Genomic DNA, 23,353 nt, shown 5'->3' on the forward strand with positions numbered 1-23,353 from the left:
CTGGTTACACGGCGGGCATGACAGATATGCCCCAACGCCCGCGCCGCAATTTTTATGGTCGCCTGAAAGGCAAAACGCTGAAGAAATCCCAGCGGGGGTATCTCGATGCGGATCTTGCCGGATTGTCGCCGGGCGCTGTCAGCTGGGAAGAAAACCCCGAACGCAGGCCGCTCGATGTCGGTGCGCTGTTTTCGGGGCGGCCGCTCTGGCTCGAGATCGGATTTGGGGGTGGCGAGCACATGGTGCATCAGGCACAGCAAAACCCGGAAAACGGCATCATCGGCGCGGAGCCCTATATAAACGGTGTGGCAATGCTGCTCGGTAAAATTCGTCGGGCCGGCGTGGATAATGTCGCGGTCTATCCCGGCGATGCGCGCGATCTGATGGATGTTCTGCCTGAGGCTTCGGTGACGCGGGCGTTTCTGCTTTATCCCGACCCCTGGCCGAAAACCCGCCACCACCGCCGCCGTTTTGTCACAGCTGAGCACCTTGAACCGCTTGCGCGCGCAATGAAGCAGGGCGCAATCTTCCGGGTCGCCACGGATATCGGTGATTATGTGCGCCAGACGCTCGAAGAGGTGCCGCGCTGCGGGTTTGACTGGCTGGCGGAGCGACCGGGGGACTGGCGGCAGCCCTGGGACGACTGGATCGCCACGCGCTATGAGCAGAAAGCCATCCGCGAAGGGCGTACACCGCATTATCTGACCTTCCGCAGGCGCTGAGTCCGCGCATGCCGGGGCTGGACCATGGCCGGGTCTGCAGGTAAGCCTCGGCGCAACTGAGCAAAGCAGGACCTGACCCTATGTCGAGCCACGGCGCGCCCGTTCCGATGACTTCCCGCCCATGCGGCCCGCTGAAAGGCGAGGCCCGCGTTCCCGGCGACAAATCAATCTCTCACCGCGCGCTGATCCTTGGCGCTTTGTCGGTGGGCGAAACCCGGATTTCCGGGCTGCTTGAAGGGCAGGACGTTCTGGACACGGCGAAGGCCATGCGCGCCTTCGGTGCGGAAGTTACAGATCACGGCGAGGGAAACTGGAGTGTTCACGGGGTCGGTGTGGGCGGCTTCGCGGAACCGGAAAACGTCATCGACTGCGGCAATTCCGGCACCGGCGTCCGGCTGATCATGGGCGCTGTGGCGACCTCTCCGGTGACCGTAACCTTTACCGGAGATGCCTCGCTGAACGGGCGCCCGATGGCGCGGGTTACTGATCCTCTGGCACTTTTCGGCGCGCGCTCTTACGGGCGGGCCGGCGGGCGGCTGCCGATGACACTGGTCGGGGCGCCGGACCCTGTTCCGGTGAACTACACCGTGCCCGTGCCCTCGGCTCAGGTCAAATCGGCGGTCCTTCTGGCCGGTCTGAACGCTCCGGGCAAAACCGTGGTCACCGAAGCGGAGGCCACACGCGATCACACCGAACGGATGCTGGCAGGCTTTGGCGCGGAGATCACCGTAGAAGAAACAGAGGCAGGGCGGGTCATCACGCTGACCGGACAGCCGGAGCTGAAACCGCAACATATTGAGGTACCCCGCGATCCGTCATCAGCGGCTTTTCCTGTCTGTGCAGCGCTGATCGTGCCGGGCTCTGATGTGCTGGTCCCGGGCATTGGTCTCAACCCGACGCGGGCCGGGCTTTTCGCCAGCCTGCGCGACATGGGCGCTGACCTTACCTATGAAAATGAACGAACCGAAGGCGGTGAGCCGGTGGCCGATCTGCGCGCCCGCTTCTCGCCGGATCTGCAGGGCATCGAGGTGCCACCCGCCCGTGCAGCCAGTATGATCGACGAATACCCCGTGCTGTCTGTTGTTGCCGCCTTTGCCAGAGGCGAAACCGTGATGCGCGGTGTCAAAGAACTGCGTGTCAAGGAAAGTGACCGCATTGATGCGATGGCCACCGGGCTGCGCGCAAACGGCGTGACAGTGGAGGACGGCCCGGACTGGTGGACGGTCACAGGCGCCGGTCACGGTAACGTACCGGGTGGCGCAACCTGTGCCAGCCACCTTGATCACCGCATCGCCATGTCTTTTCTGATCCTTGGAATGGCGACGCAAAAACCGGTCTCTCTTGATGACGGCGGGCCTGTCGCCACGTCTTTTCCTGTGTTTGAGCAGCTGATGTCCGGCCTTGGCGCGCAGATCCAGCGATCCAACCGCTAAGTTCCCGGATGACAGAGCCCTTTACCATTGCAATTGACGGCCCGGCGGCTGCGGGCAAAGGAACTGTGTCCAAGGCTGTTGCTGCGCACTTCGGTTTTGCGCATCTCGATACCGGGCTTCTTTATCGGGCGGTCGGGGCAAAAATGCTGCTGGGGCAGGACCCGGCGACTGCGGCGCGGGAACTGGCCGCGTCTGATCTTGAAGCGGGCGATCTGCGGGGGCCGGAGGTTGCGGATGCGGCGAGCCGGGTGGCAACAGTCCCCGAAGTGCGCGCCGCGCTTCTCGATTTTCAGCGCAGTTTTGCCCGGCGGGCGGGGGGCGCTGTCCTTGACGGGCGCGACATCGGCACGGTTATCTGTCCGAACGCCGAAGTGAAGCTTTTTGTTACTGCCAGCGCCCCCGTGCGCGCCGCGCGGCGGCATGCCGAACTGGTTGCAGCCGGTTCCGATGTCAGCGTCGACCAGGTCCTGGCGGATGTGCTGGAACGCGACGCTCGCGACAGCTCGCGCGCAGCATCGCCGCTGGTTCCTGCAAAAGATGCCGTAACGATAGACACCACGGATATGAGCATTGACGCTGCCGTTGATGCCGCCCTCGCTGTGGTGGCACAGCGGCGATAGCGTCAGGCGAAACGTTCTCCGCTGCGGCTGGCGTTGAGCGAAATGATCTTGTTGCGCAGGTCTTTAGCGATGCCCACATCGAGCGCTCCGGCAATCTCCGGATCGGTTTCCTGCAATACCTGCAGTTTTTCGGTTTCGATTCGCCAGAAACGCGCCGGCCGGGACACGGTCGCGGTCGCCGATGCCGGCGCATTGCCAACGATGGACATCTCGCCCACGAAATTTCCCGCCCCGCATGTTGCAACCACAACGCCGGAGACGAGGATCTCCACCTCACCGCTGATCAGATAAACCACATGAGAAACCGGGTCTCCTTCGGTTGTGAGCACCATGCCTGCCCCGCCATCCTCCCAGGTGCCAAGATTCAGCAGGCGCTTCGCATTGCGTTTGGAAACGCCGCGCAGGCGGGCAGAGACGAAAAGCTCCTCTTCGGCCGTCAGCCGCACGCGCCGCTCGGCATACCATTCGCGCGTGATCTGCATGATATTTACGGCAACCAGAAGAGTCTCCCAGAACACGCCCACCGGATCCTTGAGCCAGATCACATCATAGGCAATGGCCGCAAAGGCCGAGGCGATCACGAGGATTCTGAGCCTTGTCATCGAGCGCATGAGCATCGACCAGACCAGCAGCAGATAGGACAGATGTCCGACCATGCCACCCGGAGAAAGTGCGGATTCCAGTGTGAGTTCCAGAGCGGTGTCCCTTATGCCTGTCGTCGCTGTGACCCTGGCATCTTCCTCAGGGTCAATCCAGTACGGATCGGATGTTGCAGTACGATCACCAAAGGGTGCATGGCATTTGACCGGTCCGCTGAGTACCGTCGACAGGACACCTGAGAGGAGGCCGGCCGTGACCCGACTGATACTGTGCTTTGTGCTGATGCTGACAGCACCGGTAGTCCTTGCTCAGAGTGACGCACCGGCTACGCCGGAGGGTACTCTGCCTGAAAGCCAGGCGCCTGAGCCCGCGATGACGGTGCCACGGCTGGGTGAGATCATCCGCATCATCGATCCGCAAGCCGTTGCGCGCGGCCCGACGATAGAATTTACCATTCAGGATATCCCGGTCATTGTGATCGCGGACGCGCGTGCGGACCGGATGCGGGCGATGGTGCCCATCCGCGCCGCCGACGGGATCGGCGCCGATGAGCTGATGCGCCTTATGCAGGCCAATTTCGACTCAGCGCTCGATGCGCGCTATGCCGTGGCGCAGGGGCGGCTCTGGGGGGTCTTCATACACCCGCTGTCGCCGCTGGAACGGGATCAGTTTCTGTCGGGGATTGTTCAGACAATAAATCTGGCCAAAACCTATGGTCAGACCTATTCGGGGGGCGCGAACGTATTCGGGGGCGGCGATTCAAACCGGATTTATCAGGACCTGCTGGATGATCTGCGCAAAGATCAGGAACTCTGACAGGGCGGATCAGGCCGCAGTCGCACTCGCGCGCAACGCGCCCGCGTTGCTGACCAGAAATATCACCAGATCGAAAGGATCGATAGCGCGGATATCGAGACGCCCGTCGGAGACATCCAGTAGCTCGGACAGGTTCATAAGGCCCGGATCCACAAATCCCATCTTCCAGTCGGGCAGCAGCCGTTTTTCTGCGGGACCGTTCTGGATGACCTCGAAATTGCTATGGCGGGTATCGCGGCCGATCCGCGCGAGAGCATTATAAAGCCGCGTCTTCGGCCCCTCGATATACTGGATGAAATAGTCAGCTTCACGGTGCAGAAAGCCTGTCAGGTGATCGCGTGCGTTGTTGCGCGCACTGACCTGCAGAATATCGTTGTGCAGTGTCGCGCTCGCAGGCTGAAGTGATTTGCTGTGATAAAGGGCGTAATGGAGATCCATGACATGTCCGCAGATTGATCGTGGTCACGTTAGATCAGAGAAATTAACAGGTGCTGAATGCCGGTTGGATCGCCGGCTGCTGATCAGCCCGCACCATGGGCCGGCTTTCCTCTTCTGCGACAAGCCCCGGACAAGGCCGCAATCTGGCGGACCTGAGGCACAGGCGGAGAGGTCTGAGGGGTGCGGACACCCCGGTTCGCCGCCCTGGGGGCACAGGGTTTAGGCGGCATATGATTAAACCACAGCTTGCATGCCTCTTAACACTTGCGACGGGGCGCAAAAGCCCCTATACGCGCACCCGTTGAAGCGGGGAAAACACCGCAAGGCGGGCAGGGTCGGTTTTACCGGCCCTTCTTTGTTCCGCGCTTCGACCAACTGAAACCCGAAGACCGGCGGAGACAACCGCACGGCCAGAAACAGTCATAGTTAGGAAAACGACGCCACATGGCAAACACGATGGATGAGTTTGAAGCGCTCCTTGAAGAAAGCTTCGAAATGGACACGCCCGAAGAGGGCTCTGTTGTCAAAGGCAAGGTGATCGCGATCGAAGCGGGCCAGGCCATTATCGACGTCGGCTACAAGATGGAAGGCCGCGTTGAGCTTAAAGAATTCGCTGATCCGGGCGAAGCTCCCAAAATTGAAGTCGGCGATGAAGTCGAAGTGTTTCTTCGCCAGGTCGAAAGCCCGCGCGGCGAAGCTGTTATCTCACGCGAGATGGCGCGCCGCGAAGAAGCATGGGACCGTCTGGAAAAAGCCTATGCGGACGAAGAGCGCGTCGAAGGCGCCATCTTTGGCCGTGTCAAAGGTGGCTTTACTGTCGATCTCGGCGGTGCTGTGGCCTTCCTGCCCGGCTCTCAGGTTGACGTACGCCCCGTACGTGACGCAGGGCCGCTGATGGGTCTCAAGCAACCGTTCCAGATCCTGAAAATGGATCGCCGTCGTGGCAATATCGTGGTATCGCGCCGTGCGATCCTCGAAGAATCCCGTGCCGAACAGCGCGCCGAAGTCATCGGCAACCTCACCGAAGGTCAGACGGTCGACGGCGTGGTCAAGAACATCACCGAATATGGTGCCTTTGTGGATCTTGGCGGTGTCGACGGTCTGCTGCACGTAACAGACATGGCATGGCGCCGGGTCAACCACCCGTCCGAGATTCTGTCGATCGGTGAGACCATCAAAGTTCAGGTCATCAAGATCAACAAAGAGACGCACCGCATCAGCCTCGGCATGAAGCAGCTGCAGGAAGACCCGTGGGATCTGGTTGCGGCTAAATATCCGCTCGATTCCGTGCACAAAGGTCGCGTGACCAACATCACCGATTACGGTGCCTTTGTTGAGCTCGAAGCCGGTGTCGAAGGCCTCGTGCACGTCTCTGAGATGTCCTGGACGAAAAAGAACGTCCACCCCGGCAAAATCGTCTCCACCTCGCAGGAAGTGGAAGTCATGGTGCTGGAAATCGACGGTGCCAAGCGCCGCGTTTCACTTGGTCTCAAACAGACCATGCGCAACCCGTGGGAAATCTTTGCGGAAACGCATCCCGAGGGCACCGAAGTCGAGGGCGAGGTCAAGAACATCACCGAATTCGGTCTGTTTGTCGGTCTCGACGGCGACATCGACGGCATGGTTCACCTCAGCGATCTGAGCTGGGACGAGCGTGGCGAAGATGCGATCCAGAACTACCGCAAAGGCGATACCGTTCAGGCGGTTGTCTCCGAAGTGGACGTTGAGAAAGAGCGCATCAGCCTCTCGATCAAAGCCGTCGGCGGCGACAAGTTCGCGGAAGCGGTTGGCGGAGTGAAGCGCGGCTCGATCGTGACCGTGACCGTTACGGCGATCGAAGACGGTGGTGTCGAAGTGGAATATGAGGGCATGAAATCCTTCATCCGCCGCTCTGACCTCAGCCGTGACCGTGCAGAACAGCGCCCTGAGCGTTTCTCAGTCGGTGACAAGGTTGATGTACGCATCACCAATGTCGACAACAAAGCCCGCCGTCTTGGCGTGTCGATCAAAGCCCGTGAGATTGCGGAAGAAAAAGAAGCGGTCGAACAGTACGGCTCTTCGGACTCCGGTGCATCGCTGGGCGATATCCTCGGTGCAGCCCTCAAAGGCGACGACGAAAAATAAGTCCGGCATTCCCGGCAAAGCAAAGGCCCCGTGGTGCAAACCACGGGGCCTTTTTCGTCTGGCAGGGCAGCGCCGGAAACCTCCGGCGCAGGCCCTCCTTATCAGAAGCGGTAAGCCATTTTCAGGTGGATGGTGTTTACGTTGATGTCGTCGAAGTCGTGGTACATGTACTCACCACCAACGGTCCAGTTGTCACCCACACGGTGGTCGTAACCCACGCCGAGAAGCCAGTTGGTGTCGCTGCCATCAAATCCGTCGAAGATGTCACCTGCGTTGTCGAGGCTGCCGTAGGCAATACCCGCCGTGCCATACACCATGCCGCTGCCGCCGCCCACTTCGTAGCCTGCGATAAGCTTCAGGCGCGCCATTTCGTCGAAAGACAGGCTGTCGCCAGTGTCAGCGTCCGTTATGTCAAGATCTGCCCAGTCGTACTGAAACTCCGGACCAAGGTACCATCCGTTGTTCAGGCTCCAAAGATAACCTGCGTTGATGCCACCAACGATGCCGTCACCGTTGTCATCACCGTCAAAAGCATCGTCAACGTCGAAATCGCCATAAGCGTAGCCGATCTGTGCACCCACATAGCCGCCTTCCCAGAAGGGCGGCGGCGGTGGGGCGACGACCACCGGTGCAACGGGCGTTGGTTCGGGGCCGGCGGCGAAGGCCATGCCGGCTGTTGAAACGATCAGAACGGTCAGAGCCGTTGTAGTCTTAAGCATAAAATGCTCCTTTACATCTTGAAAAAAATGCGGAATTTCGGCAAGCCTGATCAGGCAGGGTACTCCGGAACACTCCGCCCGGCAAATTATCGCAACATGGTAATACGATAACCCGCAGGTTATGCTGGAGGTTCCTGCTATATTTACCATTTATTCAGCTGGGTTAATCACAGATTATCGTGATCGGCATCTTTTCGCTTGTGGGTTGGTCCGCCCCCACCCGCGTCGACGTGCGATAAAGCCGAAAAGCGGCGGCGAATCATAGTGTTATGCTGCGCTGCGGCGCGGGACGGGTCAGGAGCTGATTGCAAAAACCGGCCCTGGTGTGATGAAAAACATCACAAATACAGAGCCTTCGTTCCAAAAAAAGCGCCGCGCCGGGCGCAGGGTCACTTTCCGTGACGCCGGAAAGTTTCTATAGTAGCTCGGGCAAGGTGCGAGAAAGCGCCGGTAAATCAGGGGGTGTTGCAATGATCCGGTCTGAGCTGATCCAGAAAATAGCAGACGACAATCCACATCTTTATCAGCGGGACGTCGAACGTATCGTCAACACCATTTTCGAAGAGGTCACAGGGGCAATGTCCCGAGGCGACCGTGTTGAACTGCGCGGCTTCGGTGCCTTTTCCGTCAAAAAGCGCGATGCCCGTATCGGCCGCAATCCGCGCACCGGCGAAACGGTGCATGTCGAAGAAAAGCACGTGCCGTTTTTCAAAACCGGCAAATTGTTGCGCGACCGGCTGAACGGTAAGGCCTGATGCGTTACATCCGTTATGCCTGTATCGCGGTTTTCGCAATCGCTCTGATCGGGGTTGCGCTGGCCAACCGGTCTGTTGTGTCCCTTCAGCTTATTCCCACAGAGGTGGCCGGCTGGTTCGCCGTGACCCCGCAGATCAGTCTGCCGCTTTATATCGTCATTTTCGGCGGCATCATTGCGGGCCTGTTCGTCGGGTTCGTCTGGGAGTGGATCCGCGAGTACAATCAACGTGCCGAGGCGGCCCGTCAGGCACGTGAAATGCGCAGATTGCAGCGTGAGGTCGCAAAGCTCAAAGGCGAGAAACATCACGGCAAGGACGAGGTGCTCGCCCTGCTCGACGAAGCGGGCTGACGCTCTTGCACCGCCCTGGCGGTTATGTTCAAAACCGACATGTCTGACAGTGTCTCCGTAAAAATCTGCGGCCTGCGTACAGCAGCCGATGTCGATGCTGCGGCAGCCGCAGGCGCGCGCTACTGCGGGTTTGTGTTTTTTGAAAAATCTCCGCGTAACGTTTCATTGGATCTGGCACGTGACCTTGCCACCGGCACGCCGGTTGGCCTAGCAAAGGTCGCGCTGGTTGTTAACCCGGATGATTCATTTCTCGACGCTCTCACCGACACCGTTCCGCTGGATATGCTGCAGCTTCACGGCAAAGAGACACCGGGACGCGTGGCAGAGATAAAGTCGCGCTACAGGCTGCCGGTTATGAAAGCGATCGGCATTGCCAGGGCGGAAGATCTCGCTGCGATTGATCTCTATGCACCGGCCTGTGATCAGCTGCTTATTGATGCGAAACCGCCGGAAGGGGCTGATTTACCCGGGGGTAACGGGCTCGCTTTTGACTGGCAGTTGCTGGCGGACCGTAAATACTGGACCCGCCCCTGGATGCTGGCCGGCGGACTGACCCCCGACAATGTGGCAGAGGCGGTCAGACGCACGGGCGCGCGCCAGGTTGATGTTTCCTCCGGTCTTGAGACATCGCCCGGTCAGAAAGACAGCAGCCTCTTCAGACGCTTTGTGCAGAACGCCCGGGCCTGATCACAACGTGCGCCGGTTTTCCCGGTGTCGCGTGAACGAGTTCACAGACCGGAATCTCTGACAGCCTTATTCCTTATCCCGTGGGGCAGGTGCGACAGACGTACCGGCCCGGTATCGGGAGGGCGACATGAGTTTCAGAAAAATCATTGTTATCGTGGCTCTGGCTGTCACGGTCGTGAGCGTCAGCTATGATCTTGCCGCGCGACCGGCAGGTGCCACGGGTGGCTCACTGACGGCGGATAGCAATCCGGACCCTCGCAGAGATGCCAGCGTGCGGGCCGCAGGTGCTGATCCTGCCTGACGTTTGCGCGGATCAGGCGATGACGCGATGCCGGACCATCCTGGTCAGGAGCGCGCGCGGGTCGGTCGGCGTCACCTTACCGCAGGGGGCTGTACGCCCATAACGCCTTGTTTCCCGGTCCGGCGCAGGGTAGGCAGAACGCCATGCGACGAGACGAGGTGGCGCAATGGCAAACGATCTTTTCAACTCCTTCATGACCGGCCCGGACGAAAACGGCCGCTTTGGTGATTTCGGCGGACGGTTTGTCTCCGAGACGCTGATGCCACTGATCCTGGAGCTCGAGGAGCAATACGAAAAAGCCAAAACTGACGACAGCTTCTGGGCTGAAATGCACGATCTGTGGACCCATTATGTCGGTCGCCCCAGCCCGCTTTATCATGCTGAGCGTCTTACTGAGCACCTCGGCGGTGCCAGAATTTACATGAAGCGTGACGAACTCAACCACACCGGCGCGCATAAGATCAATAATGTGCTGGGCCAGATTATTCTGGCGCGCCGCATGGGTAAAACGCGGATCATCGCAGAGACAGGCGCGGGGCAGCACGGGGTGGCCACAGCCACGGTCTGTGCGAAATTCGGCCTGAAATGCATCGTCTATATGGGTGCGCATGATGTCGAGCGTCAGGCCCCCAACGTTTTCCGGATGAAGCTGCTGGGCGCCGAAGTTGTGCCGGTAACCTCGGGACGCGGCACACTCAAGGACGCGATGAACGATGCGCTGCGCGACTGGGTCACCAACGTGCGCGATACGTTTTACTGCATCGGCACAGTTGCCGGCCCACACCCCTATCCGGCGATGGTGCGTGATTTTCAGTCCATCATCGGCAAAGAGGTCCGCGAGCAGATGAACGCGGCCGAGGGCCGGCTGCCCGATACACTGATTGCCGCGATCGGTGGTGGCTCAAACGCGATGGGGCTCTTTTATCCGTTCCTTGACGACAAAGAGGTCGGGATCATCGGCGTCGAGGCCGGAGGCAAGGGCGTAAATGAAAAGATGGAGCACTGTGCGTCACTGACCGGCGGGCGCCCTGGCGTGCTGCACGGCAACCGCACCTATCTTTTGCAGGACGATGACGGGCAGATCCTTGAAGGGTTCTCGATCTCGGCAGGGCTCGATTATCCGGGCATCGGGCCGGAACACGCCTGGCTGCACGACATCGGGCGCGCAGAATATGTGGCGATCACTGACCGCGAAGCGCTGAAAGCTTTCCAGGTTTGCTGTGAACTCGAAGGGATCATCCCGGCGCTTGAGCCCAGCCACGCGCTGGCCCATGTCATGAAGATCGCTCCGGAACTCCCGGCGGATCACATCATCTGCATGAATATGTGCGGTCGCGGGGACAAGGACATCTTTACCGTTGCCCGCGCTCTGGGCTTTGATATGGACGGCCCCGAAGGGCGCAGCGTCCAGTAAGCCGGTCCTGTCAGGTTCGGCGACGCAGGTCATCGCCGCGCATCATTTCCCAGTGCGCGCTCACTGAGGGGATGAAAAAGAGCACCAGCCCAAGGGTGAAAAAGCACAGGATCATTGCCGGGATCCAGATCAGAGCGATCACAAATCCGACGCCGCCGGAAATCCTGTGGGCTGTCTGCGGTGGCAGTACGCGCATCAGTGCAAGCTCGAAGAGCTTACCGCCGTCAAGCGGATGGACCGGCAGCAGATTGAGCACTGCCAGAAAAAGATTGATGTAGCTCAGTACCCAGACGCACCAACTCAGATCACCGTTCCCGAAAAGCGGCCAGGTCATTGAGGCAACAGCCCAGATCACAAGGTTCACAATCGGTCCCATTGCCACGATCAGTTCGTTTTCATAAGGCGAAGGTGAACGTTTGTGCTCGCAAAACCCGCCGCCTGCATGCAGCACGATCCGGCGCACCGGGATCCCCTGAATGAGACACCCCCAGGCATGTCCGACCTCATGCAGAAAAATCGACATGACCAGCAGGCTCACGAAAATCAGATCATACACTAGGTCAGAAGGAGACCCGCTGAACGACAGAAAAATCACAAACAGCAGCAATACGCCGGGCTGAATCTGCACCGGGACGCCGAAGGGCCCCCGGAATTCATAAATCGGTTTATCTGATCCGGTCACCGGCACACTCCGCAAAAACAGTTAATGCGAAGTTTCACCGTCGATTGTGCCGTAAAAAAGACCCGGACCGGGCATCTCTGTGCGCTCAGGTGGCATATTTTCGGAGGACTTCCAGCGGAACGATGTCCAGCGCACGCGCGTGGGTGGCCTCGAGATTTATCTGTGGCGCACAGCCTTCGTCATGCGCCTGCAGAAAACGGGCCGCGCAAAGACACCAGGCGTCGCCCGGTTTCAGCCCGGCAAATCCATATTCCGGGCGCGGAGTACTCAGATCGTTGCCGACATACTTGGAATAGGCCAGAAATTCCGCAGTCAGCACGGCACAAACCGTGTGGCTGCCCTGGTCGGCCGCACAGGTATTACACGACCCGTCCCGGAAAAATCCGGTCACTGGATCTGTCCCACAGACCGCGAGCGGTTCGCCCAGAACATTGATGCTTTCGTCCTTTTCCATCGCGGGGCCTTTCTCAGAAACTGTCTGCGATCCGACGGAACATTGCGATGTTTTCGCGCACGATATCACGCCGGCGAAAAGCAGGATCCACAGCCGTGAGCGCGATCACCACACCTTCCGGTTCACTGATATAGAGATACTGGCCGTAAATGCCACGACCCATATACTCGCGCGGGCGGGCATCGCGGGGCATCCACCACTGATAGCCGTATCCCATCTCGTCGGGCTGCGTGGGTGCACTCGGTGTCGTTGACACCTCTGCCCAGGCGGCCGGCACGACCTGTTTTCCCTGCCAGAGCCCACCCTGGGCGAACATCAGACCAAAGCGCGCATAATCACGGGTCGTCAGGTTGAGCCCGCCAAGGGCAAAGGCAACGCCTGCCCCGTCGGTGAGGTAGTAGGGCGCACGTTCGGGGCCCAGGGGCATGATAATTTTTTCCTGCATCAGATCAGACAGAGAGCGCCCGGTGGCCCCGCGGAGCACCATGCCAAGAACATGGGTGTCGATTGAGACATACTGCCAGTCGATGCCCGGCTCCGCGAAGGTTTCCGTCAGGCCGGCGGCGAAATCATCCATCCGGCCACCTAAAGCGAGGATCCTGCCCATTCTGTTGATATCGGAGGATTTATCCAGGTAATCCTCGTCGAAAGTAACGCCGGTTGCCATGTTCAGCACGTGTCGTACCGTGGCCTTATCATAAGCTCCGCCCGCCAGGGACGGTGCATACTGAACCACCGGATCATCAAGGCTGCGGATGGCCCCTTCAGCCAAGATCACACCGGTCAGCGCAGACATGAAGCTCTTGGCAACTGACCAGCTGATGCGCAGATCGTCCCGACCGGTGCCAAGATGATAGCTTTCATAGACCAGCCTGCCGTCATGCAGCACAACCACGGACGTGACCCGGCGTGCTTCGACAAAGGCGTCAAATCCATCGGGCATTGTGGCCGCAGCGCCGGTGGGCAGGGGAGATACCGGCACCGTCTTGGTCTCGAGGCGGGTATGCAGGAAGGCCGCGTCCATATTGCTGAAATTGGCGACAATCCGGTCAGGGTCAAAGAGGCTGTTCACCGCCATCAGGCGGTTGATCTCGTCCCGCTTCCAGACGCCGGCCGCGACAAGCGCACAGATCAGCATCAGCAGTACGCGGCCCAGCCACTTACCTGCCCTGCGCATCAGACACTTCCCTGCCAGCGGATCCACCGGCCGTGGAAATCTGCCCGTCCAAGCCGCAGGGTGATGCTGCCCGGCCAGAACCGCAGCACGAGGGCTGCACCCTCTGCGGCATGCACATCGCCTTCGCTCTCCATCGATAGCCAGGCCAGCGGACGGTTGTGGGTGGCCGCAGCACCGGCGGCTTCAATCAGCGCCTGACCCCGGATCCGCGCCTCCGCGGGAAAATATTGCCACGCAACCGTGTGCTGGATCAGGTGCAGATGGCCGTCCGGGGTAGCATCAAGGCGCTGCTCAAGCCAGTCTATGGCATCGGCACGATCAATCCGGGCGGTCATCACACCCGCTGCGGCCCGCGTCATCGCGAGACGGTGCGGCTGATCGGGCCAGAGGTAGGCTGTGAGCCGCAGCAGATCTTCGGGGTTCTGCGGGTCAAGCGGGTTGAGATCGACGCCCGCCCGGTCAGCCACGACCGGCAGGCGGGTCGGGGGCAGGGAGCCTTCCCACTCTGGCGAAAGGCGGACAACAGGTGCAGCTGTCCCCGGCCCGCCACCGGGCAGGTCGAGCGCGTAATGATCCCACATGAGGTTCAGACCACCACTGGCCCCCAGTTCTGACAAAACCACAGGCAGCTGAGAATGCTGAGCGACAACTGCCGCGCCGGCCATCAGCGCTGCGGACCGGCGCACCTCGTTCGTCTGGGGAGGGCTGTCGACCCAGTCGAGCAAAAACGCCTCATGCGCGGCGAGGGCGTCAAGGACACCTTTCCGCAGAGCATTGTCGCGGACCCGGGAGGGTGGGTAAAGGGCTGCAAGCGCCGGAGCACGATCGGTCAGCACCAGTGCATGCAGCCCTCCGGCAAGGCGCAGCGGCAGCGAGTGCCCGGCAGGCCCGATATCCCCGCTGAACGCCGCAAACTTCGCCGCGAGCGCACTGTCTTCCGGCCAGTTTTCACTCAGTATGCTGAGCAGTTGCTGCATAAAGGGTGAGCCCAGACGCCCGCAGCTGATCGCCTGATCGGCAAAGGCCCGGGCCAGCGTCACCTGAAGCGGTCCATCAGCTTCTGCATTGCAGAGCGCGGGTCAATTCCGGGTTCCGGTGCCGGTGGTTCAGATGCGGCCGAAGTTCCTGTCTCACCGGCCGTCTGCTCCTTGTCGCCTTTGGTTCCCTTCCCCGAGCGCGGCGGGTTCACGCGTAATGCCACGGCGTTCATGAATTTCGCCGGATCATCGGCGGCCAGCCATGGCGCGCCATCGCTGACGCCGCGCAACACATCATCAAGCCAGTTCTGATCTGCCTTTGCAAAATCATGCAAAACGTATGACGGCACGCGGTCCTTGTGACCAGGATGGCCCACGCCAAGCCGGATCCGCCCGTAGTCCGGTCCGATATGAGCATGTATCGAGCGCAAGCCGTTGTGACCGGCGTGCCCGCCACCGGTTTTGAATTTCACTTTGCCCGGGGCAAGATCGATCTCATCGTGCAGCACGATCACATCGGCGGGATCCAGTTTGTAAAACCGCATGGCGGCCTGCACCGACTGGCCGGAGTTATTCATGAATGTTTCGGGCTTGAGCAGAACGGCACGCTCAGACCCGAAGCGCCCCTCTGCGATACTGCCCTGATGCTTGCCTTTCCATGCTGGAAAGCCGTGATCAGAGGCGATGCGGTCCAGCGCCATAAACCCGATGTTGTGCCTGTGTCCGGCATATTTCGCGCCCGGGTTTCCAAGGCCGACCAACAGCTTCATCGCAATGCTCCCTCATGTTGCGATGCAGCATAGCAGGGCGGTGGCCTGAACGAAATACGGGGCCGCAACGGGCCCCGTATTCACTGTCTTAGTCCGACGCGGTGAATCAATCCTCCGCTTCTTCTCCGTCCGGCGGGCCCATCTCGGTGGTCGGGACTTCATCCACATCCACGTCATCCTCGTCCTCATCATCGCTCTGCGATGCCAGACCGGAAGGCGCGGAAATCTGTGCAATGACAAAGTCGCGGTCGATGGTCGGCTTCGCGCCCTCGGGCAGTTTGACCGCAGAAATCGTAACGCTGTCGCCGATTTCAAGCTCGGAGACATCGATCGTGACGTGATCAGGGATATCTCCCGCAGTCACAATCAGCTCGACCTCGGGGCGGATCATGGTCAGAACGCCGCCCTGCTTGAGACCGGGGCTCTCTTCTTCGCCCACAACTTCAACAGCAATAAAGAGGTTAATCTTGGTGGTCCGCTTAAGGCGCATGAAATCGATATGCGTGGGCAGATCTTTGACCACGTGGCGCTGAACGTCACGGCAGATCACGCGCACATCGTCATGCCCGTCCACTTTCATGTTGAACAGTGTGGATTTGAACCGTCCCGCGCGCAGCTTCTGAATAAGCGTGTTAAACGGAATGTTGATCGGCAGCGGGTCCGTGTCGCCACCAAATACGATACCAGGAACCATGCCGTCGCGGCGTGCCTGACGAGCGGCGCCCTTGCCTGTCCCCGTCCGTTCCTGAGCTTCAAGATCCGGAATTTCTCCAGCCATCTTTGTCTCTCCAGTATGTTAGGGCGGGCATCCTCCAAGGCTGTATGCCCGCGTGAAGCCGCGCGTATAGACCGGTTTCGCCCGCGTGAAAAGAGGTTTTTCAGTCCCGGTCACTTGTGGGGGCTGCGTGCCCGTGAAAGAGGGGAGCATGGTATTTCTGAACGATCTCTGGTTGTCGCGCCGCGCACTAGCGGGCTTTATCGTCATTGCCGGTGCCTGGGCGTGCTTTTTTGCTCAGATGCCGGTGATCAAGGCGGCAATAGGCGCATCCGACGGAACCTATGGCTCGGTGGTGCTACTGGCCTCGCTGGGCGCGCTTGCGGCTATGTGGCTGGCACCGCTGGCACACCGGATCGCGGGGCGCCTGGCCATGCCGGGGGCGGCACTGCTGGTCGCGGCGGGCATGCTGACTGCGGGTGCATCAGGTGGACTTGTGTCATTTACAATCGGGATGACAGTGGCTTCGGTGGGCTCCGGTATTGTCGATGTGCTGGTCAATGTTCGTGTTTCCGAAGCAGAAGAGCGCCATCGCCGTCCGCTGATGAACCTGAACCACGCGGTTTATGCCTTTGCCTACGCGGGTGCTGCGATGCTGACGGGTGTGCTGCGCGAGATGTCATTTACGCCGGTTCAGGTTTTTACCGGGTTCACCGTGCTGGTGGTCGGGCTTTGTTTTGTCATGACAGGGCGCAGAGAGATCACAGTGCGCGAGGCGTCGCCCTCGCTTTCATCGGACGGGCTGCCCCACGCGCTGGTCTGGCTGGGCGGGTCACTGGTGCTGGCGGCCTTCCTCGTTGAAGCCTCTTCCGAAGGGTGGTCGGCACTGCATCTGGAACGGACGCTTGGGGGCGGGCCGGCTCAGGGCGCACTGGGGCCCGCGATCCTGGGGCTGACAATGGGCATCGGCCGGCTCGCCGGGCACTTCCTCTCCGCGCGTCTGCCGGAACTGCGGCTGATGGCGGCAGCCGCTCTGATGGCGGCCCTCGGGCTCTTTATTGCAGGGGCGGCACCGGGGCTGGTCGTTGCCTACGTGGGGTTCGGACTGACCGGTCTTGGGGTCTCCGTTGTCGCACCGCTGGCCCTTGCCCTCGTTGGCCGGCTTGTGGATCCGCAAGACCGGCTGGCCGCCATCAGCCGGGCCTCGGTGATGGGCTACGGTGCCTTTTTCGTGGGCCCGCCGCTCATGGGCCTCACATCTGAGATGCTGGGGCTGCGCGCAGGCTTCTTTGTCGTCGGCGGCGTGATGATTTTTGCAGCGCTGGTGCTCGTGCCGATGCTGGCACGCGCGGTTACAGCGCGGGCCGGTCTTTGCCGCGCCTGAGCAGGCCACCGGCATCGAGTAGCTGCTGATAGAGCACAAACTCCGCTGCTCGTGCGCTGCGCAGCTTTGCCTCTGTGGCCTGATCCAGAGGCGCAGGAATATCGGGTGATACATTGCGCTGCTCAGGGGTGACGAGGCTATCAAGGCGTGTACTCATAAAAGCCAGAAACTGCGGCTGGTCCTCCCAGGCGAAAACATGATCGGCTACCAGACGGCCTTTGCCGTTTGTCAGAAAGGCAAACTGGCTGCCGACGCGGGCAAATTCGGGCGGGTCATCTGAAATCACCGCGCTGATAAATTCATCGAAACTTAACCCGCGTGTGGACTGTGGCGCGCCGTGTTTCGCCTCGCGCATACGGTAACGATACCAACTGCGCAGCTGGTCAACCGGCTCGCGCATGACCGCAACGCTTTCCGGTGAGACGCTGAAAGTTTCTTTAAGAAACGGACGGACACGGGCCTGATAGCGTTGTGCTGTCACATGCTTGCGCCCGCGCGCGAAAACAATATCGGCACGGGGGCGCAAGGCCATCTCTACAGCCGTCGAGCCGGTTTTAGGCGTGGCAAGATAGGCGAGGCGTTCGGCCAGAAAAATCAGCATGATGGCACCGTAGCGCCAGGATCTACTTCTGCCAACGCCCTTCGAAATCTTCCGGAATCAGCAGGTTATGGCGGCCCAGATCAGCCACCTTCGTTTCTCCGCAAAGCGCCATGGTTGTGTCGAGTTCCTTATGAATGATCTCGAGCGCTTTGGTGACACCCTTCTGACCCATCGCACCGAGCCCGTAAATAAACGCGCGCCCGATGTAGGTGCCCTTTGCCCCCATCGCCAGCGCCTTGAGCACGTCCTGACCCGACCGGATACCGCCATCAAGATGCACCTCGACCTGGTCGCCAACGGCATCAAGGATCGAAGGCAGCATCCGGATGGAGCTGAGTGCGCCATCAAGCTGGCGGCCGCCGTGATTAGAGACGATGATCGCATCAGCACCTGTTTCGGCTGCCATTTTAGCGTCTTCGGCATCAAGAATACCCTTGATAATGATCTTGCCGCCCCATTCTTCTTTCAGCTTTGCGACCTTGTTCCAGTCGAGTGAGGGGTCAAAGGATTCCGCCGCCCATGCGCTCAGCGATGTCGGATCGGAAATTCCGTCCACATGGCCGACAATATTGCCGAATTCGCGGCGTTTGGCGGTCATCATCTCGATGCCCCAGGACCACTTCGTCGCAAGATTCGCGATTGATTTCATGGTCAGTTTCGGCGGGGCAGACAGCCCGTTCTTGAGGTCTTTGTGCCGCTGGCCCAGGATCTGAAGATCCAGAGTGAGCACCAGCGCGGAGCATTTTGCATCTTTCGCCCGCTGAATCAGCCGGCTGATATAGTCAGTGTCGCGCATCATATAGAGCTGAAACCAGAACGGTTTGTTGGTGAACCCTGCCACATCCTCAATCGAGTTGATCGACATGGTGCTCAGTGTGAACGGCACGCCAAATTTTTCTGCCGCCCTGGCTGCCTTCATCTCACCATCTGCGCACTGCATCCCGGTGATCCCGACGGGAGCCAGTGCGACTGGCATCGAAACCTCTTCGCCGATCATGGTGCCCGCAGTGGACCGGCCGGTCATATCGACAGCAACGCGCTGGCGCAGCCGGATTTTCTCAAAATCACTCGTGTTTTCGCGGAAGGTCTGCTCGGTCCAGCTTCCCGATTCGGTGTAGTCAAAGAACATCCGCGGGACGCGCCGTTCATAAATCCGCTTCAGATCATTGATGTTGGTAATGGTGGGCATAGCAGAACCTTCATTTTGGTAAATTTTAGTTACCAATTCAGCGGGCAAGAATCAATCTGGCATTTTCCGGAAGAGATGTCTTGTTTGGTGCGATATTGAACTATATATAGTGCGATATCGTATCAGAAAGGATTTCGTATGACACTCTCGAGACGCAAAGTACTAACCGTAATCGGCGGCGGATCTGTACTCGCGGCGACAGCATCCGCTGCCGGGTTCCTGACCAGCAGGACGCCGCATGATGCGCGTGCCCCGTGGGAGGCCGCCGGGAGTTACGCCGATCCGCGGCTGAATGCGCTAAGCTTCGCGCTGCTCGCTCCGAACCCGCACAATCTGCAGCCATGGCTTGTTGCCCTTAAGGGGGACGATGCTGTCACGCTCTGGCGCGACCCCGACAAAGCGTTACCCCAGACCGATCCGGATGACCGCCAGATCATCATCGGCATGGGCTGTTTTCTGGAACAGCTGGTTCTTGCTGCCGGGTCGACAGGATACTCCGTTGACCTCAGCCTCTGGCCTGACGGAGAGCAGGGCCCGATTGCTCAGGCGGTGTTCACCGATGGCGCAGAGGCCGATCCGCTGGCCAGACAGATCATGCAACGACGCTCCTGCAAAGAACCATTTGAGCCGACGCCGGTACCGGCTTCCCTTGCCAATGAACTGGAGCTTTACGCCGACGTCTACACCGACGCGCGCACGGTCGAAGCGCTCAAAACACTGACATGGCAGGCCTGGATGACAGAAGCTGACACACCGCGAACGCTGCAGGAATCGGTTGACCTTATGCGGTTCGGCAAATCCGAAATTAACGCGAACCCGGATGGCATTGATCTGGGCGGCCCGTTTCTGGAGACTTTGATGCTGGCAGGCGTGGTGAGCCGCCGGGTGCAGTCCGATCCGCAGAGCGCAGGATTCCGCCAGGGCGTTGAAATATATCGTGAAATGCTGCACGCGACACCGGCCTATGCCGCTCTGACGTCTCTGGCCAACACCCCCGCGGACCAGATTGAAGCCGGTCGTCGCTGGTTGCGGCTCAACCTGAAATGCGCTGAACTGGGGCTTGCGCTGCATCCGGTCAGCCAGTGTCTCCAGGAATTTGCCGAAATGAAGCCGCACTATGACCGGGCCCACAGCTTGCTGAGTACAGACGGTAAAACGGTTCAAATGCTCGGCCGGCTGGGCTACGGTCCTCTGACGCCACGCACCCCGCGCTGGCCCCTTGAGGCGAAAATGATGAATGGCTGATGACCCCGGCGCGCTCTTCTTTGAGGTGTTCAATGAGATCGGAATCATCGAACAGCTCAGTCGCACTCTGCTTGAAGCGCGGCTGCCGGCAGGTCTGATCGGCCCTCATTTTGCGGTGATCAGCCACCTGGTTCGCCGTGGTGACGGGTGCCCGCCGATTGATATAGCTCGGGCGTTTCAGGTCCCCAAAACCTCAATGACCCACACGATCAAGGGGCTGGAGGCGCACGGTTTTGTAAAGGTGCGACCCAATCCGGATGACGGCAGATCAAAACTTGTCTGGCTCACACCGGAAGGTCGCAGCCTGCGTTCGGATGTCATCGGCGCGCTCGCGCCTGACCTTCACCGTCTTGAGCGCGGGTTTGATGTCGCACGACTGAGCGCGGTCCTGCCCGTGCTCAGAGATCTGCGGATATTTCTTGATGAAGACAGAAATCACGCCGGGCGGCATTCTGGATCAGACTGAATGCGCGGCATCCGTCAGGGTTCTGACAAAGCTGAGCACGCTCTCGGTGCTGTCACCGGCGGTAATCCGGCTGACAATCGCGGAGCCTACGACAACGCCGTCAGCAACTTCCGCAATCGCTCTCGACTTCTCCGGTGTATTCACGCCAAAGCCGACCACAACGGGAAGCCCTCCCTGCTCTCGGATCCGAGCCACCTCAGGGCCAACATCCGTCGCCTCGGCTTCCGCCGACCCGGTAATGCCGGTGATTGACACGTAATAAACAAATCCTGAGGTGTTCTGAAGCACGCGCGGCAGGCGCTTGTCGTCTGTCGTTGGTGTCGCGAGGCGGATGAAATTCAGCCCGGCGGCCTGCGCGGGCAGGCAGAGTTCTGCATCCTCCTCCGGGGGCAGATCCACAATGATGAGACCGTCGATGCCGGCTTCATTTGCCTCTCGCAGAAAGCGTTCCACGCCGCGGCTGTATATAGGGTTATAATACCCCATCAGCACGATTGGCGTTTTCTGGTCTGTCTCCCGGAATGCGCTTGCAAGGCCCAGCGTTTTTTCAAGGGTCATACCAGCCTCAAGCGCCTGTTGTCCGGCAAGCTGAATCGTCGGCCCGTCAGCCATCGGGTCGGTAAAAGGCAGGCCGAGCTCAATGATGTCTACACCGGCACCCGGCAGACCTTTTACGATTTCGAGCGATTGCTCGTATTCCGGGTGCCCGGCCATCACGTAGGCGACAAAAGCTTTCCGGCCTTCGCGGGCAAGATCTGCGAATGTATCGTCAATCCGGGTCATTTTCTCAGCCTTTACGCAGAATGTTTGCGCCGGCATGCCGAAAAAGCGTCCGGAAATCAATGCACCAAAGAGCGCCATCTGTTTCGCGCCGCGCAGAATGTGCACAAATCATATTTTTCCCCGTTAAAATTCGCTGGTCGGACCCTATATTCCCGTCATGAATTATTTGCTTGCGATACTGCTGCCCCCGCTTTCGATCCTGTTAACAGGCCGCCCGATCATTGCGATCCTGACTTTTCTGATCTGGATCCCAGCGCTGTTTTTCTCAGGTGGGTTGACGCACCCGATGTTTATTCTGCTCGCCTGGGCTCTGATATTCCATGCCCGCGAAGACCGCAGATCCCGCTGACACTTGTCTTGGCCTGCTGCCGGCATTAAGAGCAACCGGCATTATAAAAGGACCGTGTCATGGGTTTTAGAATGGGTATTGTGGGGCTGCCCAACGTCGGCAAGTCCACTCTTTTTAACGCATTGACGCGGACGGCCTCGGCGCAGGCGGCCAATTTTCCGTTCTGCACCATTGAACCAAACGTGGGCGAAGTCGCCGTTCCAGATTCGCGGCTCGATCGCCTTGCCGGAATTGCGAGCTCAAAGCAGGTTATTCCGACGCGCATGACCTTTGTGGACATTGCGGGATTGGTGAAGGGGGCGTCGCAGGGGGAAGGTCTCGGAAACCAGTTTCTGGCTAATATTCGTGAAGTTGATGCCATCGCGCATGTACTTCGTTGTTTCGAAGACGGTGATGTTACCCACGTCGAAGGGCGGGTGGATCCGGTGGCTGATGCCGAAACCATCGACACAGAACTGATGCTCGCGGACATAGAAAGCATCGAAAAGCGCCTGCAAAATATCGTGCGCAAAGTACGCGGCGGCGACAAAGACGCCATCCAGCAGGAGAGGCTGATGAAAGCCGCTCTGGAAGCTCTTGAGGAGGGCCGCCCCGCACGCGTGGTGAAGGTGGATGAGGAAGACGCGAAGGCCTGGAGGATGCTACAACTGCTGAGCACCAAACCGGTACTCTACGTCTGCAATGTCGGTGAAGATGATGCCGCTGATGGTAATGCTTTATCAGCTCAGGTTGCAGAGCTTGCGGCGCAGCAAGGGAATTCTCACGTGGTGATCTCTGCCCGGATTGAAGAAGAAATCAGTCAGCTTGAGCCGGAAGAAGCTGCGCTCTTTCTGGAAGAAATGGGGCTTTCCGAAGCCGGCCTCGACCGGTTGATCCAGGCCGGATATGAACTTTTGCATCTTGAGACCTACTTCACGGTAGGGCCGAAAGAAGCAAGGGCGTGGACGATCAGGTCAGGCACAACGGCGCCCCGTGCCGCGGGCGTCATTCACGGTGACTTTGAAAAAGGTTTTATCCGGGCGGAGACTATTGCATACGACGATTTTGTTTCACTTGGCGGAGAGGCGGCAGCAAAGGAAGCGGGGAAGATGCGGGCAGAAGGAAAATCCTATATCGTCAAAGACGGAGACGTTCTGCATTTTCTGTTCAACACGTGAAGCTTCCCGTGAGTTGCGACGCTTTTATCTGAGCAATCTGGCGTTCGCAAATCCTTCAGAAATCCGGTGGCCATTAATAAGTATTCATGCGCCTGCTTGATTTCTTTGTAGTGGTGATCAGGCTGCAGAAGAATGATTTAATTCGTTTGTTTCATCGGATTGAGCCGGCACATCGGATGCGCCCGGGATCTGGAAGGATGAAACGATGCGTGCGAGTTTTCCTGCTTCCTCAGTAAGTGACTGGCTTGCCGCGGTAGTTTCTTCAAACATGGCCGCGTTTTGCTGTGTTGTCTGATCGAGCTGTTCTACCGCTGAATTGATCTCTCCGATACCGCCTGACTGTTCTTTTGCAGAAACTGCTATTTCGGAGACATTCTGAGAGACATTTGTTATGCCTTCCAGAATTGTGGAGAGGGCCTGGTTGG

General features: G+C 59.4%; 27 protein-coding genes and 1 pseudogene. 15 read left to right on the forward strand and 13 right to left on the reverse strand.

Annotated elements, in window-relative coordinates; genetic code table 11:
* The first annotated feature begins 17 nt into the window (after positions 1–17).
* The 3 genes from Q0M35_RS08010 to Q0M35_RS08020 all read left to right on the forward strand — a co-directional run bounded on the left by Q0M35_RS08010 (position 18) and on the right by Q0M35_RS08020 (position 2,775).
* Positions 18–722, forward strand: a complete 705-nt coding sequence (locus tag Q0M35_RS08010) for a tRNA (guanine(46)-N(7))-methyltransferase TrmB (RefSeq protein WP_295313999.1) — start codon at positions 18–20, stop codon at positions 720–722.
* An 80-nt stretch (positions 723–802) separates the two neighbouring features.
* Entirely contained in the window at positions 803–2,155 is a 1,353-nt protein-coding gene (aroA, locus tag Q0M35_RS08015) for a 3-phosphoshikimate 1-carboxyvinyltransferase (protein WP_295313951.1), read from the forward strand.
* A gap of 8 nt (positions 2,156–2,163) precedes the next feature.
* Positions 2,164–2,775 carry a d(CMP) kinase gene (locus tag Q0M35_RS08020; protein WP_295313953.1) on the forward strand — a complete coding sequence of 204 codons (612 nt, stop codon included), beginning with the start codon at positions 2,164–2,166 and terminating at the stop codon, positions 2,773–2,775.
* 2 nt (positions 2,776–2,777) lie between these two features.
* Here Q0M35_RS08020 and Q0M35_RS08025 read toward each other — a convergent pair whose 3' ends face one another.
* On the reverse strand, positions 2,778–3,431 hold the full coding sequence (locus Q0M35_RS08025; RefSeq protein ID WP_295313955.1) for a cyclic nucleotide-binding domain-containing protein: 654 nt from the start codon (positions 3,429–3,431) through the stop codon (positions 2,778–2,780).
* 196 nt (positions 3,432–3,627) lie between these two features.
* Here Q0M35_RS08025 and Q0M35_RS08030 point away from each other — a divergent pair, with 196 nt between their 5' ends.
* The gene (locus Q0M35_RS08030) at positions 3,628–4,191 is read left to right on the forward strand and encodes a hypothetical protein (RefSeq protein ID WP_295313957.1); all 564 of its coding nucleotides are present in this window, start codon (positions 3,628–3,630) and stop codon (positions 4,189–4,191) included.
* 9 nt (positions 4,192–4,200) lie between these two features.
* Here the strand turns inward: Q0M35_RS08030 and Q0M35_RS08035 are convergent, their stop codons facing one another.
* Positions 4,201–4,629: a BLUF domain-containing protein gene (locus Q0M35_RS08035; RefSeq protein ID WP_295313959.1), complete on the reverse strand. Its 429-nt coding sequence runs from the start codon at positions 4,627–4,629 to the stop codon at positions 4,201–4,203.
* 444 nt (positions 4,630–5,073) lie between these two features.
* On the opposite strand from Q0M35_RS08035, the gene rpsA reads away from it, so the two are divergent.
* Positions 5,074–6,753 carry a 30S ribosomal protein S1 gene (gene rpsA, locus Q0M35_RS08040; protein ID WP_295313961.1) on the forward strand — a complete coding sequence of 560 codons (1,680 nt, stop codon included), beginning with the start codon at positions 5,074–5,076 and terminating at the stop codon, positions 6,751–6,753.
* 101 nt (positions 6,754–6,854) lie between these two features.
* Here the strand turns inward: rpsA and Q0M35_RS08045 are convergent, their stop codons facing one another.
* The gene (locus Q0M35_RS08045; protein WP_295313963.1) at positions 6,855–7,472 is read right to left on the reverse strand and encodes an outer membrane beta-barrel protein; all 618 of its coding nucleotides are present in this window, start codon (positions 7,470–7,472) and stop codon (positions 6,855–6,857) included.
* Positions 7,473–7,942: 470 nt separating this feature from the next.
* Here Q0M35_RS08045 and ihfB point away from each other — a divergent pair, with 470 nt between their 5' ends.
* From ihfB to trpB, 5 genes are all read left to right on the forward strand, one after another.
* Positions 7,943–8,227, forward strand: a complete 285-nt coding sequence (gene ihfB, locus Q0M35_RS08050) for an integration host factor subunit beta (protein ID WP_295313965.1) — start codon at positions 7,943–7,945, stop codon at positions 8,225–8,227.
* Positions 8,227–8,577: a LapA family protein gene (locus Q0M35_RS08055; protein WP_295313966.1), complete on the forward strand. Its 351-nt coding sequence runs from the start codon at positions 8,227–8,229 to the stop codon at positions 8,575–8,577. Before ihfB ends, Q0M35_RS08055 begins: the two co-directional genes overlap by 1 nt.
* Before the next feature lie 39 nt (positions 8,578–8,616).
* On the forward strand, positions 8,617–9,264 hold the full coding sequence (locus Q0M35_RS08060) for a phosphoribosylanthranilate isomerase (protein WP_295314001.1): 648 nt from the start codon (positions 8,617–8,619) through the stop codon (positions 9,262–9,264).
* Positions 9,265–9,391: 127 nt separating this feature from the next.
* Positions 9,392–9,565 (forward strand): hypothetical protein, encoded by a 174-nt coding sequence (locus Q0M35_RS08065; protein ID WP_295313967.1) that lies wholly within the window; start codon positions 9,392–9,394, stop codon positions 9,563–9,565.
* A gap of 166 nt (positions 9,566–9,731) precedes the next feature.
* On the forward strand, positions 9,732–10,979 hold the full coding sequence (trpB, locus tag Q0M35_RS08070) for a tryptophan synthase subunit beta (protein ID WP_295313969.1): 1,248 nt from the start codon (positions 9,732–9,734) through the stop codon (positions 10,977–10,979).
* 10 nt (positions 10,980–10,989) lie between these two features.
* On the opposite strand, the gene Q0M35_RS08075 is transcribed toward trpB, so the two are convergent.
* The 6 genes from Q0M35_RS08075 to Q0M35_RS08100 all read right to left on the reverse strand — a co-directional run bounded on the left by Q0M35_RS08075 (position 10,990) and on the right by Q0M35_RS08100 (position 15,817).
* Complete coding sequence (locus Q0M35_RS08075) at positions 10,990–11,661, reverse strand: M50 family metallopeptidase (protein WP_295313971.1); 672 nt, start codon at positions 11,659–11,661, stop codon at positions 10,990–10,992.
* Between the two features lie 85 nt (positions 11,662–11,746).
* Positions 11,747–12,115: a DUF2237 domain-containing protein gene (locus Q0M35_RS08080; protein WP_295313973.1), complete on the reverse strand. Its 369-nt coding sequence runs from the start codon at positions 12,113–12,115 to the stop codon at positions 11,747–11,749.
* Between the two features lie 13 nt (positions 12,116–12,128).
* Positions 12,129–13,292: a serine hydrolase gene (locus Q0M35_RS08085; RefSeq protein ID WP_295313975.1), complete on the reverse strand. Its 1,164-nt coding sequence runs from the start codon at positions 13,290–13,292 to the stop codon at positions 12,129–12,131.
* Positions 13,292–14,332, reverse strand: coding sequence for a DUF2332 family protein (locus Q0M35_RS08090; RefSeq protein WP_295313977.1), 1,041 nt, complete (start codon positions 14,330–14,332; stop codon positions 13,292–13,294). The genes Q0M35_RS08085 and Q0M35_RS08090 overlap by 1 nt, the downstream gene beginning before the upstream one ends.
* Positions 14,329–15,039, reverse strand: a complete 711-nt coding sequence (gene pth, locus Q0M35_RS08095; protein WP_295313980.1) for an aminoacyl-tRNA hydrolase — start codon at positions 15,037–15,039, stop codon at positions 14,329–14,331. Before pth ends, Q0M35_RS08090 begins: the two co-directional genes overlap by 4 nt.
* Positions 15,040–15,145: 106 nt before the next feature.
* On the reverse strand, positions 15,146–15,817 hold the full coding sequence (locus Q0M35_RS08100; RefSeq protein WP_295313982.1) for a 50S ribosomal protein L25/general stress protein Ctc: 672 nt from the start codon (positions 15,815–15,817) through the stop codon (positions 15,146–15,148).
* A gap of 148 nt (positions 15,818–15,965) precedes the next feature.
* Between Q0M35_RS08100 and Q0M35_RS08105 the strand changes: the two genes are divergently transcribed.
* The gene (locus Q0M35_RS08105; protein ID WP_295313985.1) at positions 15,966–17,138 is read left to right on the forward strand and encodes an MFS transporter; all 1,173 of its coding nucleotides are present in this window, start codon (positions 15,966–15,968) and stop codon (positions 17,136–17,138) included.
* On the opposite strand, the gene Q0M35_RS08110 is transcribed toward Q0M35_RS08105, so the two are convergent.
* On the reverse strand, positions 17,107–17,739 hold the full coding sequence (locus Q0M35_RS08110) for a hypothetical protein (RefSeq protein ID WP_295313987.1): 633 nt from the start codon (positions 17,737–17,739) through the stop codon (positions 17,107–17,109). The genes Q0M35_RS08105 and Q0M35_RS08110 overlap by 32 nt on opposite strands.
* Before the next feature lie 22 nt (positions 17,740–17,761).
* The gene (locus Q0M35_RS08115) at positions 17,762–18,928 is read right to left on the reverse strand and encodes an alpha-hydroxy acid oxidase (RefSeq protein ID WP_295313989.1); all 1,167 of its coding nucleotides are present in this window, start codon (positions 18,926–18,928) and stop codon (positions 17,762–17,764) included.
* Between the two features lie 138 nt (positions 18,929–19,066).
* On the opposite strand from Q0M35_RS08115, the gene Q0M35_RS08120 reads away from it, so the two are divergent.
* On the forward strand, positions 19,067–20,173 hold the full coding sequence (locus Q0M35_RS08120; protein WP_295313991.1) for a twin-arginine translocation pathway signal protein: 1,107 nt from the start codon (positions 19,067–19,069) through the stop codon (positions 20,171–20,173).
* Positions 20,166–20,639, forward strand: a complete 474-nt coding sequence (locus Q0M35_RS08125; RefSeq protein WP_295313993.1) for a MarR family transcriptional regulator — start codon at positions 20,166–20,168, stop codon at positions 20,637–20,639. The genes Q0M35_RS08120 and Q0M35_RS08125 overlap by 8 nt, the downstream gene beginning before the upstream one ends.
* Here Q0M35_RS08125 and trpA read toward each other — a convergent pair.
* On the reverse strand, positions 20,631–21,422 hold the full coding sequence (trpA, locus tag Q0M35_RS08130; RefSeq protein WP_295314003.1) for a tryptophan synthase subunit alpha: 792 nt from the start codon (positions 21,420–21,422) through the stop codon (positions 20,631–20,633). The two genes, Q0M35_RS08125 and trpA, sit on opposite strands and share 9 nt — an antisense overlap.
* Before the next feature lie 157 nt (positions 21,423–21,579).
* Between trpA and Q0M35_RS08135 the strand changes: the two genes are divergently transcribed.
* Entirely contained in the window at positions 21,580–21,771 is a 192-nt protein-coding gene (locus Q0M35_RS08135) for a hypothetical protein (protein WP_295313995.1), read from the forward strand.
* A 59-nt stretch (positions 21,772–21,830) separates the two neighbouring features.
* Positions 21,831–22,928: a redox-regulated ATPase YchF gene (gene ychF / locus Q0M35_RS08140; RefSeq protein ID WP_295313997.1), complete on the forward strand. Its 1,098-nt coding sequence runs from the start codon at positions 21,831–21,833 to the stop codon at positions 22,926–22,928.
* A 117-nt stretch (positions 22,929–23,045) separates the two neighbouring features.
* On the opposite strand, the pseudogene Q0M35_RS08145 reads toward ychF, so the two are convergent.
* A pseudogene (locus tag Q0M35_RS08145) lies at positions 23,046–23,353 on the reverse strand (methyl-accepting chemotaxis protein); the annotation flags it as partial.

Origin of the sequence: Roseobacter sp. (genome assembly GCF_024639605.1) — a bacterium.
Classification (GTDB): domain Bacteria; phylum Pseudomonadota; class Alphaproteobacteria; order Rhodobacterales; family Rhodobacteraceae; genus Roseobacter.